Below are 14,672 nucleotides of genomic sequence, written 5' to 3' on the forward strand. Positions count from 1 at the left end.
GTCTCCTATTTATAACTTCTAAATATCAAAAATGCAACTATAGAGATAGTTGTTATACTTATTCCAATAGGTAAAAAAGATTCACTATGAAATAGTAATGCTACAGATGAAATAATTGCTCCTAAACCAAACTGTAAAACCCCAACTACTCCAGAAGCAACCCCAGCATTTTTAGAAAAGTGTTCTAAAGCTAAAGCCATACAGTTACCAAAAACAAATGCCATCATGCTCATATACACAGCCATTAGAGCCATAGTGATTACAATTGTTTGATTTTCAAAAGTTAATATCCATAATATTCCAGCAAAAATTTGTATAATAATTGCGTATTTCACTAAATCTATTGGTGAAAAGTTTTTTAATAATTGAATATTTACTTTTATCATCAATATTAATATCACAAAATTAAATCCAAAAAACAGTGGAAAATAATCAGTTGATACACCATAATGTTCTATAAATATAAAAGATGATTTTGCAATAAATATAAAAAATCCTGAAAAAGCTAAAGCTAAAGTAAGCATAGCTTTCATAGCTATTTTATGAGTTAATACCATTTTATAAGAGTGATAAATACTTTGTTTTACATAAGTGAAACTTTCATCTAAATCTTTGTAAACAAGAAAAGCTGTAAATAAAGCATAAAATGTCAAATATAAAAATACAGCTTCCCAAGAAAAAAAGTGTATGATAAAAGAACCAATAGCTGGTGCTATAAGTGGAGCTATACTTCTAATTGTTCCTATTAATGAAAACACCTTTGCAGCCTCTTTTCCATGAAACTTGTCTCTTACAACTGCCATAGCATTTACTACAACCATTCCTCCAAAAAAAGCTTCTAAAAATCTATATATCCATAACTCATAAACACTCGTGCTAAAAATTATTATAAAACTAAAAAATGCAAAGCCCAAAAGTCCAAAAATTGAACTTTTTCTTCTCCCTATTCTATCTGAGACAGGACCACCAAAAACTTGTCCGATAGAAAAGCCTATTAAAAATATAGATAATGTTAATTCGATTTTTTCAATACCTACATTAAATTCATTTGCAATATCAGGGATTGAGGGTATATAAGTATCTGTTGCAATTGGTGCGACTGAGGAAAGAATAGATAATAAAATAATCAAATATATATGATTTGTTGCTTTTTTCACTATTTTTCCTTTATTGGTTTAATAACTTTTTCTAAAAGTTTAAACAGTTGTATTTTTTCATCTTTTGTTAATTCTGATGAAATTTTATTTCGAAAAGACTTCACAGTTTTAGAACTATTTTCTAAAACTTTTTCTCCAAGGTCTGTCAATCTTATAAGATTTGTACGTTTATCAACTACTTTTTCATCTCTTTTAATATAACCTTTTGTCTCCAAAGCTCTTAAAGTTCTGCTTATAGTTGTTTTATCTTTAACTAGAACATCTGCAATTTTTGTCTGACTTACACTTTGCATATTTTTTATAAATTCCAAAGTAATTCTTTGTTCTATTGCAATCTCAAAATCTTGTAATTTATGATTAAAAGAACTATTTAATAGATTTGCTACATGATTTATTCTAAATAAAATTGAATTTTCTAACTCTGTTTTCATAAAAAGCCTTTTATTGTATATACAACTATTGCATATACAACCTTATTTTTCAATAAACATTTTTAATTTAAAAAGCAAATTTATCAACTTTCACTACAAATATAGCAATCTTGATTAATTTAATATAGATTTACTACAAGCCTTTATATAGGCATTTTATAAAATTATGATTAAAATACTTGACATTATAAAAAAAATACTATACAATTTCACTACAAATTAAAAAAATAGAAATTAATAAAAAGGATTTTTTATGCAAAAAGAGACTATTGCAGTACATGGAGGTTATAACAACAAAGAGGGTTGGGGTACAATGAATGTTCCTATTGCTCAAACTACTGCATATGCATTTAGAGATGCAGAACATGCAGCTAATCTTTTTGCTCTAAAAGAGTTAGGTTCAATTTATACAAGATTAACAAACCCAACTACTGATGTATTAGAACAAAGATTTGCTCAACTTGAAGGTGGTGCAGCTGCTATTTGTACAGCAAGTGGTCAATCTGCAATTTTTTATGCTATTGCTAATGTAGCTGAAGCTGGAGACAATGTAATTATCTCTGACAAGCTATATGGTGGAGCAGTTACACTTTTAACTTATACTATGAAAAGATTTGGAATCTCTACAAAAGTATTTAAAAGTGCTGATGCATCAAATTTAGAAGAACAAATTGATGATAAAACAAAAGCAATTTTCTTTGAATCATTATCAAATCCTCAAATTGCAATTGCAGATATTGAAAAGATTGTAGAGATTGCAAAAAGAAATGGTGTATTAACTGTTTGTGATAATACTGTTGCTAGTGCAGCTTTATTTAACCCAATCAAATGGGGAGTTGATGTAGTTGTTCACTCAACTTCAAAATACACAAATGGACAAGGAAGCGGTGTTGGTGGAATTGTTGTAGAAAGAGATGGTTTAGCTGACTTTTTTAAAGAAAATAGTGAAAGATACTATCACTTTACACAACCAGATCCATCATATCATGGATTAGTTTATACAGATGTTCCTTTACCAAACTTTTGTCTTAGAATTAGACTAAATCTTTTAAGAGATATTGGAGCAACACAATCTCCTCATAACTCTTGGTTACTTTTACAAACTATTGAGACTTTAGATATTAGAATGGAAAAACACTCTAACTCAGCTTTAGAAGTAGCTAAATTCTTAGAATCTAATCCAAAAGTTAAAGCTGTAAATTATCCAGGATTAGAGTCAAGTGCTTATTATGAAAAAGCTCAAAAATATTTTAAAGATGGAAAAGCATCTGGTCTTATCTCTTTTGAGGTTGAAGATTATGAAACTGCTAAAAAAGTTATTGATTCAGCAAAACTATTTAGTGTTGTTGTAAATATTGGTGATAGTAAATCACTAATTGTTCATCCTGCATCTACTACTCACTCTCAAATGAATGAGACTGAATTAAAAGAAGCAGGAATAAATCCTACAACAATTAGATTATCTATTGGATTAGAGAATCCTATTGATTTAATTGAAGATTTAGAACAAGCATTAAGTTAAGGATTAAAATGCCACTGATTTCAACAAAAGGTGTATATGGTCTAACAGCTATGTACGAACTAAGTAAGCATGAGGATGATACTCCCTTACAGATAAAGGAGATATCTTCAAATGCTAAGATTCCTCAAAATTATCTGGAACAGCTTTTAAGCAAATTAAGACATGCTGGCTTAGTAAAGAGTATCAGAGGAGCAAAAGGTGGGTATATCTTAGCTGATAAACCAGAAAACATCATAGTAAAAGATATTCTAATTGCACTAGAAGGTGACCTAAAAGTTATCGATAATAAAACAGAAAATCCGATACTAAATATGTTTTTTTCTGAAGCTAAGGATAATACAAAAAAAATATTTGAATTAAGTCTTACTCAGTTAGATGCGTATCAAGATAAATATAACGAAGTTCTACATTACAGTATATAAGGTTTTCTGCTAAAAAGCAGACAAAAATAAATCAAGTTCTCTTTTAAATTTGAGAACTATTTGAAAGGATATGAAAATGAAATTTGCACAAAATGTTACAGAATTAATTGGAAATACACCACTTGTTAGATTACAAAATGCAAGTGATGCAACAGAGACTACAATTCTTGGAAAATGTGAGTTTATGAACCCTACTCATTCAGTAAAAGATAGAATTGGAACAAACATGATTAAAGCTGCTTTAGAAAAAGGTTTAATCAACGAAAACACAACAGTAATTGAACCAACAAGTGGAAACACTGGTATTGCCTTAGCTTCTGTTTGTGCAGGATTAGGGATCAAACTTATTCTTACAATGCCTTCTTCAATGAGTATTGAAAGAAGAAAACTTTTAAAAGCTTTAGGAGCAGAACTAGTTTTAACTGAGCCAGAAAAAGGGATGAAGGGTGCTATTGACAAAGCTGATGAATTAGCAAAAGAAACTCCTGATTCTTTTATTCCTCAACAATTTGCAAATGAAGCAAATCCTGAGATTCACAGAAAAACAACTGCTCAAGAGATATTAAAAGATACTGATGGAAAAGTTGATATCTTTGTTGCTGCGATTGGTACAGGTGGTTCTATTACTGGTATTGGTGAAATTTTAAAAGAGCATAACCCAGATATTCAAATCATTGCAGTTGAGCCAGAAGCTTCTCCTGTATTAAGTGGTGGAAAACCAGGTCCACATAGAATTCAAGGGATTGGGGCAGGATTTGTTCCAGATGTATTAAATACTGATTTATTTAGTGAAGTTGTTACAGTTAGTAATGAAGATGCAATTGAATCTTCTAGAAATCTAGCTAAAAATGAAGGTTTATTAGTTGGAATTAGTGCTGGGGCAAATGTATTTGTTGCAGAAAAAGTAGCAGCAAGAGCAGAAAACAAAGGTAAAACAATTGTTACAATTCTTTGTGACACAGGTGAGAGATATTTAAGTTCAGGATTATATGACGATGAGTAAAAACTCATCCTCTCATAATCCCTATTAAGTGAGAGGTAAAAAATGGCAGAAAAAGCTTACAGATCTGTAGCTAAGTCTGTCTCTTGGCGAACTGTCGGAACTCTTGACACTGTAATTATCTCATATTTTATAACTGGTAACTTAACAATGGCGGCCTCTATAGGTTCAATAGAAGTTTTTACAAAAATGGCACTTTATTACTTTCACGAAAGAGCTTGGAACAAGATTACTTTTGGAAAAGTAAAAGAACCAGATTACCAAATTTAAAAGTAGATATGCATGGAAATTAATGAATTAAACGAGAAGTTTGCTAAAGCAGAGGCAACACAGGTTATAGAATATTTTATAAAAGAGTATGGAAGAGATGCTGCTTTATCAAGTAGTTTAGGTGCAGAAGATCAAGTTTTAACCGACATGATTTTAAAAACAGATAAAGAAGCAAATATATTTACACTAGATACAGGAAGACTACATCCAGAAACTTACGATGTAATGGATGCAACAAATTTGAAATATGGTGTAAAACTAAATGTTTTTTTCCCTGAAGTTGTTCAAGTTGAAGAACTTTATCAAATTCAAGGTGTAAATGGGCACTTTGAAAATATAGAAAATAGAAAAAGATGCTGTAATATTAGAAAAATAGAGCCTTTAAAAAGAGCCTTAAAACCTCTAAAAGTTTGGATTACAGGATTAAGAGCCAGTCAAAGTGTAACTAGAACAGATACACCTATTGTTGAGTGGGATGAAAACTTTAAAGTTATAAAAGTAAATCCACTTATAAATTGGAGAGAAGAAGAGGTTTGGAACTATATAAAAGCAAATAATGTTCCTTATAACAAACTTCATGACCAAGGTTATCCAAGTATTGGATGTGCACCCTGTACCAGAGCCATTAAGGATGATGAGGATGTAAGAGCTGGAAGATGGTGGTGGGAAAATCCTGAACACAAAGAGTGTGGATTGCACGTTAAATAATCAAGTTTTTTGATGATATCAAACTTTTAATTTGAAGGATTCAATTTATAAAAATATAAATTAATGGAATGATAATAATGAATGAAATTAACATAAGTAACGAACGACTAACGCATCTAAAACAATTAGAAGCAGAGAGTATGCATATAATGAAAGAAGTAGTAGCAGAGTTTAGTAACCCAGGGATGCTATATAGTGTAGGGAAAGATAGCTCAGTAATGTTACACTTGCTACAAAAAGCTTTTTACCCAGCACCACCACCATTACCTCTAATGCATGTAGATACAACATGGAAATTTAAAGAGATGATAGAATTTAGAGATAGACGTGCAAAAGAAGTAGGAATGGAATTAATCGTATACTCAAACCCAAAAGGTTTAGAGATGAATATATCTCCCTTTGAACATGGTTCAGCACTTCATACGGATGTAATGAAAACAGAAGGATTAAAACAAGCACTAGATATCCAAAAGTTTGATGCAGTGTTTGGTGGAGCAAGACGTGATGAAGAGAAATCAAGAGCAAAAGAAAGAATCTACTCTTTTAGAGATAAAAACCATAGATGGGATCCAAAAAATCAAAGACCAGAATTGTGGAATATCTACAATGGAAGACACACAAAAGGTGAATCAATTAGAGTATTTCCTTTGTCTAACTGGACAGAATTAGATATTTGGCAATATATCTATCTAGAACAAATTCCAATTCCTGATTTGTACTTCTCTAAAAAAAGACCCGTAGTAGAATATATGGGAACAAAAATTCTTGTAGATGATGAAAGAATGCCAGAAGAGTTAAGAGCTACAGCAAAAATGGAAGATGTAAGATTTAGAACATTAGGTTGTTATCCTCTAACAGGAGCAGTTAATTCAACAGCAACAACACTTCCAGAGATTATTCAAGAGATGCTTGTTTGTACTACAAGTGAAAGACAAGGAAGATTAATAGATAGTGATGGTGATGCATCAATGGAGAAAAAGAAACAAGAGGGGTATTTTTAAGATGGCACACCAATCAGATTTAATTGCAACAAATATTGAACAATATTTAAAAGAACATGAAAATAAAGATATCCTAAGATTTATAACTTGTGGTTCTGTAGATGATGGAAAGTCAACACTAATTGGAAGACTTTTATATGATAGTAAGATGATTTTTGAAGACCAATTAGCAGCTATTGAAAAAGATAGTAAAAAATCAGGTACTACTGGTGATAAAATGGACTTAGCACTTTTAGTTGATGGATTAGCTAGTGAAAGAGAACAAGGGATTACTATTGATGTTGCATATAGATTCTTCTCAACAGATAAAAGAAAATTTATTATAGCAGATACTCCAGGTCATGAACAATATACAAGAAATATGGCAACGGGTGCAAGTACAGCAGATTTAGCAATTATCCTAATAGATGCTAGACAAGGTGTTTTAACACAAACAAAAAGACACTCTTATATAGCATCACTTTTAGGTATTAAAAACCTAATCGTTGCTATCAATAAAATGGATTTAGTTGATTTTAGTGAAGAGGTATTTAACTCAATAAAAAAAGATTATGAAGAGATTATTCCTAACCTTCCTCATAATAAAGATATTGATTTTAGATTTATTCCTATTTCTGCTTTAGATGGAGATAATATTTTAACAAACTCTCCTAAAGCACCTTGGTATAAAGATAAACCTTTAATGGAGTTATTAGATACTATTGAGATAAATAAAAAAGAGAATAATTCTTTTAGATTACCTGTTCAATATGTAATAAGACCACATTTAAACTTTAGAGGTTTTTCTGGGACTATTACAAGTGGTTCTATCGAAGTTGGAGATGAGATCACTGTATTGCCATCACTAAAAACATCTAAAGTAAAATCAATTGTATCAAATGATATTAAAGATTTAAGACCAATTGGAAAAGATGAGCAAGTTGAAACAATACAAAAAGCATTTGCACCAATGGCAACAACAATAACACTAGAAGATGAGATTGATATAAGTAGAGGGGATATGATTGTAAAATCTACTGATATTCCTAAAGTTTCAAATCACTTATCGGCAATGGTAGTTTGGATGGATGAAACACCATTAAAGTTAAATCAGAACTATATTATCAAAAGAGCAACAAGTGTTATAAATGGTGCATTTAATGAGATACAATTTAAAAAGAATATTAATACCTTTGAAGAGATTGATGCCCAAACTTTAGAGCTAAATGATATAGCAAAATGTACCTTATCATTGGATAGAGACATAGCAGTAGATCCATACCATGAGAATAGATACACTGGAAGTTTTATAATTATAGATAAATATACAAACTCAACAGTTGGAGCAGGTATGATTGTAAATCATATAGAAGGGTTTGCAAAGCTTGAAGATGAGAAAAAAGAGTATACAAAAGCTGAAGTTGAATTAAATGAATTTATTAGAAGAAACTACCCTGAGTGGGGTTGTAAAGAAATTTTAGGATAGATTATGGCGAAAGAGAGTAAAGCACAAAGAGTTGAGCGGATAAAAAAAGAAAAAGATGGTCTTGATGTACTTCAAGACATCTATCTTTATGCAATAACTGGTGAAGAGGTAGACCCTGAAGATATAGATAGATTTAAATGGTATGGTCTATATACTCAAAATAGAAATCTACAAGCAGAAGATGACCCAACTCTATATTTTATGTTAAGAGTGAAACTTATCAGTGGCGAGTTAACACTTCCTCAACTTAAAATGATTGCCGAGATTTCTGAAAAATATGCAAGGGGAACTGCTGATTTTACTACAAGACAAGATTTACAATTTCACTATATAAGAGTTGTAGATTTACCAGAAGTTTTCAGACTTCTTGATACAGTAGGATTAAATACAATCTTTGCAGCAGGAGATGTTCCAAGAAATGTTGTTTCTTGTCCTGTAAATGGTATAGATAAAGATGAAATTTCGGATGTAAGAGATGTGGTTGAAAAAATTAATGAAGCCCTAAAAGGAAATAAGGCATTTTCAAATCTTCCAAGAAAATTTAAAATTGGTGTTAATGGATGTTCTAAAAACTGTATGCACCATGAGATGCAAGATCTTAGCTTCAATGCTGTAAAACAAGAGAATGGAAGAATCCAATTTGCAGTAAGTGTAGGAGGAGGATTGGCTTCAAATAGAAGAGTTGCAGACCATATAGGTTTTGTGGCACCATCACAAGTTCTTCCATTAACTAAAGCAGTTATTAAAATCTATAGGGATAATGGGAATAGAGAGAATAGAAGAAAAGCTAGACTTGGTCATATCATTGAAAATTGGGGAATAGAAAAATTTAGAGAAGTACTTCAAAATGGGTTATCTTTTAAAATCAAAGAACCAAATGATATTGAATATGTGCACTCTAGATATAGAGAACATTTTGGAATCAATGAGAGTAAAGAAGAGGGTAAAAGTTTTATTGGGTGTGCTTTAAATTCAGGACATATTGGACTTGATGGTTTGAATAACTTGATTGAACTATTTGAAAAATATGAAGCAACAGCCCTTAAAGCAACTGTTACTCAAAATATAATTATTACAGCAGTTCCTACAAAAAATGCAGAAGCTATGGCTAAAGAGTTAGAAGAGGTAGGAATCTCACCTTTTCCTTCAAATTTCAAAGCTAGAGTTCAGGCATGTACAGGGTTAAACTTTTGTAAATTTGCAATTAGTGAAACTAAGGGAAAAGCGAAAGAAGTAGTTAATTACCTTGAAGAAAAATTTCCTGATTTTGACGAAAGAGTAGCTATATCTATTAACGGATGCCCTAATTCTTGTGCCCATTCACATATTGCTGATATTGGACTTATTGGTACAAAAGTTAAAAAAGATGGTCAACCTGTTGTGGGATATGAGATGGTAGTTGCTGGTTTCTTGCATGGAAAAGAGAGTGAGTATGCACAAAAAACCGGAATTAAATTTGCCCAAGAAGATACAAAAGAGTATATTGAAGGTATGATTAAAGAATATAAAGCTTCAAGCTTTACAAGCTTTAGAGACTATCTATTAACAAAAGCTTCATAAGATAAGAGAGTTTAATTCTCTCTTATTAATAAATTCTATAATAAAAATAAGATAAAATTATCATATGAAAAAAGATATTTATAGACCATTTTTTGATAAAAATACAAATACGTTAGATTTTATTAGATATAACACTATTGGGAAAAGTAAGAAAGAGTATTTTGATTATACAGCTTCGGGACTTGCTTTTAGACAAATTGAAAATCGTCTTAGAGATGTTTTAGAAACCTATGCAAATACTCACTCAAAAGAGTCTTCAAATGCTAATATCACTAGTGAATATTATAATAATGCTATATTATCCCTTGAACAAAGTCTTGAACTAACTAAAGAGTTTGCAGTAATACCAACAGGATGTGGTTCAACTGCTGCAATAAAAAAGTTTCAAGAACTTTTAGGACTGTATATCCCTCCTGCAACAAAAAAAAGATATGATATATCTATACCAAAAGAGAATCTGCCTTTAGTAATAGTTGGACCTTATGAACATCACTCAAATGAAGTTAGTCACCGAGAAGCTCTATGTGAAGTTAAAAGAATTGGTTTAACACAAGAGGGATTAATTGATTTAGAAGAATTAGAAGCAACTTTAAAACAAAATCAACATAGAGAGATTATAGGAAGTTTTTGTATAGCTTCAAATGTGACAGGTATTATAACTTGCTATAAAGATATCTCAAACATCTTAAAAAAATACAATGCCTTAGTTTGTTTTGATGCAGCTGCAAGTTCTCCTTATATGAATGTAGATTGTAACTATTATGATGCGTTATACCTTTCTCCACATAAACTTTTAGGAGGTCCTGGAAGTTGTGGACTTTTAATTATCAAAAAATCTTTAGTAGATACAAATCTATCTCCTACTTTTGCAGGTGGAGGAACTGTATCTTATGTAAATTCTAAAATTCAAGAATATGAAAAAGAGTTAAATGTAAGGGAAACAGCAGGAACCCCTGGAATATTACAACTTATTAGAAGTGCCTTAGCTTATCAACTTAGAAATGAAATAGGTTTTGAGTTTATCCTAAAAAGAAAAGAGATTTTACTTAAATACCTACTAAATAAATTAGAAAATATTCCAAATATCACAATCTATGGAAACAAAATATCTAAAAATATAGGTATTATCTCTTTTAACATAAAAAATATAAACCCTTATGATATTTGTAGAAAACTATCATCAAACGGTGGTATCCAAACTAGAGCTGGATGTTCTTGCGCTGGGCCATATGGTCATGACCTTTTAGGTTTTAACTCAAAAAAAGAGATTGAAGAGAAGCCAGGATGGCTAAGAATCTCTATACATTATTCTCAGACTGAAGAAGAGATAGATAAACTTATAAAAGCACTTAAACAATCAATTTAATATAATATTTTTTTATTGTTATCTTTTTGTAACCAATTATTTATAAAATCCCTCTAAATAATTTTTATAAGGATAACAAATGACAAAAAAAGTAATTGCTACATCATTAGTAACAGCAACAATATTGCTTTCTGGATGTGCTTCAAATCAGCCAGATGAAGCAGTATTAAAACCACAAACACACACTATAAAATTTTCTGAAGTGAAAGTTCCTACAAAAGAGTATGAAAAAAGAAAAATCACAGCTTCTCCAAGTGTAACTGTAGATGGAAAAGAATACAAAATTGGTTATAACGCAATTTTAAGATCTGGAGATCAAGTAGGTGAAGGTGTTTTTGGACAAATCTTTGATAGTCAAGGTAATCCAGTTGTGGGTAAAGATGGTTCACCATTTATTTCAAACTCAAATGACTTCTCATCTTTATTACCAGTAGGAGATAAACTATTTATGGTTTCTCAATTTGAAACTAGACCAGCAGCTATGTATATTACTGAATTAGAGCAAACTGAAAATGGTCACCTAAAAGCAATTAATACAAAAAATATTGATTTATCTCACTTAAATGGTTTGTGGGTCCCATGTGCTGGTTCTGTTACTCCATGGGGTACACACTTAAGTTCAGAAGAATATGAACCAGATGCAGCAGCTATTAAAGCAAATGGTTCTATTAATCCTTATTATGACCAAATGGCTGATTATTATGGTGGAGATTTAAAAGCTTTAAATCCATATGATTATGGGTGGACTCCTGAAGTAAAAGTATTAAATGAAAATGGTGATGTAAATGTAGTAAAACATTATACCATGGGAAGATTTGCACATGAATTAGCTTATGTTATGCCAGATGAAAAAACTGTATTTCTATCAGATGATGGTACAAATGTAGCTATTTTTATGTTTATAGCAGATGAAGCAAGAGACTTAAGTTCAGGTACACTTTATGCTGCAAAATGGGAACAAAGAAGTGATAAAGGTGCAGGAAGTGCAGATATTAAATGGGTTAATTTAGGTCACTCTTCAGATAAAAATATTAAAGCTGCATTAGATAAAAAATTAAAATTCTCAGATATATTTGATAAAATCGAAATCAATAAAGATGGTACATGTAGTGATTCATCTTTTACATCAGTAAATACAACAATGGGTGCTGAATGTTTAAAAGTTAAACCTGGTATGGATGAAATAGCTTCAAGATTAGAATCAAGAAGATTTGCAGCAATTAAAGGAGCAACTACTGAGTTTAGAAAAATGGAAGGTATCACCCACAATCCAAAAGATAATATTCTTTATATATCTATGTCTTCAATCGAAAAAGGTATGCAAGCAGACGCTAAAAAAGGGAAGTATGAGCTTGGCGGTAACAATGACATCCAACTTTCTAAAAACAAATGTGGAGCAGTTTATGCTTTAAATATGACTACATTCTCTACTCCTCATGATATGGATGGAAATAAAATAGATTCTAAATATATTCCTAACTCTATGTATGGTTTAGTTGCTGGTACTCCTGATAAATCAATTGCAGGAAATACTTGCTCAGTTGAATCTTTAGCAAATCCAGATAATATTACATTTATTCCAAATACAAATACAATTATTATAGGTGAAGATACAGGGTCAGGTCATCAAAATGACTATATCTGGTCTTATAATATTGGTGAAAAACAATTAACAAGAATCCAAACTACTCCTTATGGAAGTGAAACAACATCTCCATATTATTACAACAATATAGGTGGTCATGGTTATATTATGTCTGTTGTTCAACACCCATATGGAGAAGGTGATGCAATGACAAAAGAAGATGATATGCCAAACAAAGCAAAGAGTGCTTCTGATATGAGAGCATATACTGGTTATATTGGACCTCTTCCAGTTATTTCTAAATAATATTTATTAACAGTGCAAATGCACTGTTAATATAAACTTCTATATAAAAATATTAACTTTTTGTTAAAACTCTAATTGTATAATTTTTCTATGAGATTTATTATATTTGCAACAATTTTTTTAACAGTAATGTCTTTATTAACTTTATATATATCAAAAAGACTTGTAAATAAACTTCACTTTTCAAATAAAATAAAAAGATATATAAATATATTTTTAATCATTAATCTTTTTGGTGTTTTATCCTATTTAATAGTAAGATATAACCCAGTAGTTCCCAATCTAGTATATTTTTTACTTTCAGTTCCTATTGGACTAATATTTTTATTATTTATAGCAACTATTATTTATGATATATCCTCAAGTTTGTTAAAAAAAGCCCCACTAAATGAAAATAGAAGAACTTTTTTTAAAAAAAGTCTTGATATTTCAGCACTTACTCTTGCAAGTGCTGTAAATGCAAAAGCCATGTACAATGCTAGAAATATACAACTTGAAAAAGTTAATATCAAAATTAAAAATCTAAAAAAACCATACAAAATTGTTCAATTAAGTGATATTCATATTGGTGGACTTATTGATAAAGAGTTTATATCATCTATTGTAAGACAAGTTAATCTCTTAAAAGCAGATATTGTTGTAATAACAGGAGATTTAGTTGATACAGATATAAAATATGCAAAAGAGGCTTTAGAAGAATTAAGATATTTGAAATCTACATTTGGAACATACTTTATAGTTGGAAATCATGAATACTTCCATGGAGTACAATCAATAATTGATTATGTTAATAATTTAGGAATAAAAACTCTAGAAAATGAAAATGTATATATAGGGGAAAAAGGAGAAGGTTTTAATCTTCTAGGGGTATATGATGTGATGGGAAATAGTGTAAATGCATATATACCTGACCTTAAAAAAGCTCTAATAAATACAGATACCTCTCCAAAAATTCTTTTAGCCCATCAACCAAAATTTATCGAAGAGATTAAAGATGAAAAAATCGATTTAGTCTTAAGTGGACACACTCATGGAGGACAAATTTTTCCTTTTAATTTTCTTGTTAAACTACAACAACCTTATGTAAAAGGTTTGAATAAACATGATGAAAATACACAAATATATGTAAACAAAGGAACAGGATTTTGGGGACCACCAATGAGACTAGGAGCAAGTTCAGAAATCACCCTAATAAACATCTCTTAAACAAACTCCTCTAAAAGTTTTTCATGGTCTAATATTGTTATATCTCTTTTCTCTTTTTTTATAATACCTTTTTTTACAAAAGCACTAATTTTTCTAGAAAGTGTCTCTTCTCTGATATTTAATATCTCAGCTATTTTAATCTGCTTCATACTGTTAATAGTATTTTCATTATCATAAATAAATTTAGCAACTTTTGCATTTACATCTATACTTACACTATTGTTTATAAACCCCTCTAAGTATTTAATTTTTTGGCTTAAAGATTTAATAAAAAGCATGGCTATATCTTTTTTATATAAAAATTCATCTCTAAACTTTTCATAATCTATAAGTAATACTTCCCCTTTAGTTTCAAAAGAACAATTTGCAGGAAAAGGTTTTTCTTCATAATTTGCAATCTCAGCAATAAATGATAAGGCATTTATATTATGAATTACTAACTCATTGTCTTTATAATCATGTTTATATATTTTTACTATTCCCTTTACTAACAAATGCAAATATTTTGACTGGTCTTTTTCATAAAATAAAATTTCACCACGTGAAAACTTTTTTAAAAAAGAGATCTCTTCCAATCTTTTTATCTCTGCATCACTCAGTGAATTAAAAAAGTAATAATCTTTTAAATTCATAAGATACCTTCATATTGATGTAATAGGAATAGTAGAATAAT

Annotated in this window: 14 protein-coding genes; 11 read left to right on the forward strand and 3 right to left on the reverse strand. The window is 30.1% G+C overall.

Annotated features, from left to right (window positions below; genetic code table 11):
* Positions 1 to 5: 5 nt before the first annotated feature.
* Together ACKU4C_RS14270 and ACKU4C_RS14275 are read right to left on the reverse strand one after the other, a co-directional pair.
* On the reverse strand, positions 6 to 1,157 hold the full coding sequence (locus tag ACKU4C_RS14270) for a multidrug effflux MFS transporter (protein WP_321313117.1): 1,152 nt from the start codon (positions 1,155 to 1,157) through the stop codon (positions 6 to 8).
* Positions 1,157 to 1,588 carry a MarR family transcriptional regulator gene (locus ACKU4C_RS14275; RefSeq protein ID WP_321313119.1) on the reverse strand — a complete coding sequence of 144 codons (432 nt, stop codon included), beginning with the start codon at positions 1,586 to 1,588 and terminating at the stop codon, positions 1,157 to 1,159. The genes ACKU4C_RS14270 and ACKU4C_RS14275 overlap by 1 nt, the downstream gene beginning before the upstream one ends.
* Positions 1,589 to 1,841: 253 nt before the next feature.
* Here ACKU4C_RS14275 and ACKU4C_RS14280 point away from each other — a divergent pair, with 253 nt between their 5' ends.
* The 11 genes from ACKU4C_RS14280 (at position 1,842) to ACKU4C_RS14330 (ending at position 13,999) form a co-directional block, all read left to right on the forward strand.
* Positions 1,842 to 3,110, forward strand: a complete 1,269-nt coding sequence (locus tag ACKU4C_RS14280; protein ID WP_321313121.1) for an O-acetylhomoserine aminocarboxypropyltransferase/cysteine synthase family protein — start codon at positions 1,842 to 1,844, stop codon at positions 3,108 to 3,110.
* An 8-nt stretch (positions 3,111 to 3,118) separates the two neighbouring features.
* On the forward strand, positions 3,119 to 3,532 hold the full coding sequence (locus ACKU4C_RS14285) for an Rrf2 family transcriptional regulator (RefSeq protein WP_321313124.1): 414 nt from the start codon (positions 3,119 to 3,121) through the stop codon (positions 3,530 to 3,532).
* A gap of 76 nt (positions 3,533 to 3,608) precedes the next feature.
* The gene (gene cysK, locus ACKU4C_RS14290) at positions 3,609 to 4,535 is read left to right on the forward strand and encodes a cysteine synthase A (RefSeq protein WP_321313127.1); all 927 of its coding nucleotides are present in this window, start codon (positions 3,609 to 3,611) and stop codon (positions 4,533 to 4,535) included.
* Positions 4,536 to 4,577: 42 nt separating this feature from the next.
* The gene (locus ACKU4C_RS14295) at positions 4,578 to 4,802 is read left to right on the forward strand and encodes a DUF2061 domain-containing protein (RefSeq protein WP_321313129.1); all 225 of its coding nucleotides are present in this window, start codon (positions 4,578 to 4,580) and stop codon (positions 4,800 to 4,802) included.
* Positions 4,803 to 4,814: 12 nt separating this feature from the next.
* Positions 4,815 to 5,510, forward strand: coding sequence for a phosphoadenylyl-sulfate reductase (locus ACKU4C_RS14300; protein WP_321313131.1), 696 nt, complete (start codon positions 4,815 to 4,817; stop codon positions 5,508 to 5,510).
* Between the two features lie 77 nt (positions 5,511 to 5,587).
* Positions 5,588 to 6,511, forward strand: a complete 924-nt coding sequence (gene cysD, locus ACKU4C_RS14305; protein ID WP_321313133.1) for a sulfate adenylyltransferase subunit CysD — start codon at positions 5,588 to 5,590, stop codon at positions 6,509 to 6,511.
* Position 6,512: 1 nt separating this feature from the next.
* Complete coding sequence (gene cysN, locus ACKU4C_RS14310; protein WP_321313135.1) at positions 6,513 to 7,976, forward strand: sulfate adenylyltransferase subunit CysN; 1,464 nt, start codon at positions 6,513 to 6,515, stop codon at positions 7,974 to 7,976.
* A 3-nt stretch (positions 7,977 to 7,979) separates the two neighbouring features.
* Complete coding sequence (locus ACKU4C_RS14315) at positions 7,980 to 9,536, forward strand: nitrite/sulfite reductase (RefSeq protein WP_321313137.1); 1,557 nt, start codon at positions 7,980 to 7,982, stop codon at positions 9,534 to 9,536.
* A gap of 64 nt (positions 9,537 to 9,600) precedes the next feature.
* Positions 9,601 to 10,902 carry an aminotransferase class V-fold PLP-dependent enzyme gene (locus tag ACKU4C_RS14320; RefSeq protein WP_321313139.1) on the forward strand — a complete coding sequence of 434 codons (1,302 nt, stop codon included), beginning with the start codon at positions 9,601 to 9,603 and terminating at the stop codon, positions 10,900 to 10,902.
* A gap of 79 nt (positions 10,903 to 10,981) precedes the next feature.
* Complete coding sequence (locus ACKU4C_RS14325) at positions 10,982 to 12,793, forward strand: alkaline phosphatase PhoX (RefSeq protein ID WP_321313141.1); 1,812 nt, start codon at positions 10,982 to 10,984, stop codon at positions 12,791 to 12,793.
* 90 nt (positions 12,794 to 12,883) lie between these two features.
* Positions 12,884 to 13,999: a metallophosphoesterase gene (locus ACKU4C_RS14330; RefSeq protein WP_321313143.1), complete on the forward strand. Its 1,116-nt coding sequence runs from the start codon at positions 12,884 to 12,886 to the stop codon at positions 13,997 to 13,999.
* Here the strand turns inward: ACKU4C_RS14330 and ACKU4C_RS14335 are convergent.
* Complete coding sequence (locus ACKU4C_RS14335; RefSeq protein WP_321313145.1) at positions 13,996 to 14,631, reverse strand: Crp/Fnr family transcriptional regulator; 636 nt, start codon at positions 14,629 to 14,631, stop codon at positions 13,996 to 13,998. The genes ACKU4C_RS14330 and ACKU4C_RS14335 overlap by 4 nt on opposite strands.
* Positions 14,632 to 14,672: the final 41 nt, after the last annotated feature.

It is taken from the genome of Halarcobacter sp., from assembly GCF_963676935.1.
Classification (GTDB): domain Bacteria; phylum Campylobacterota; class Campylobacteria; order Campylobacterales; family Arcobacteraceae; genus Halarcobacter.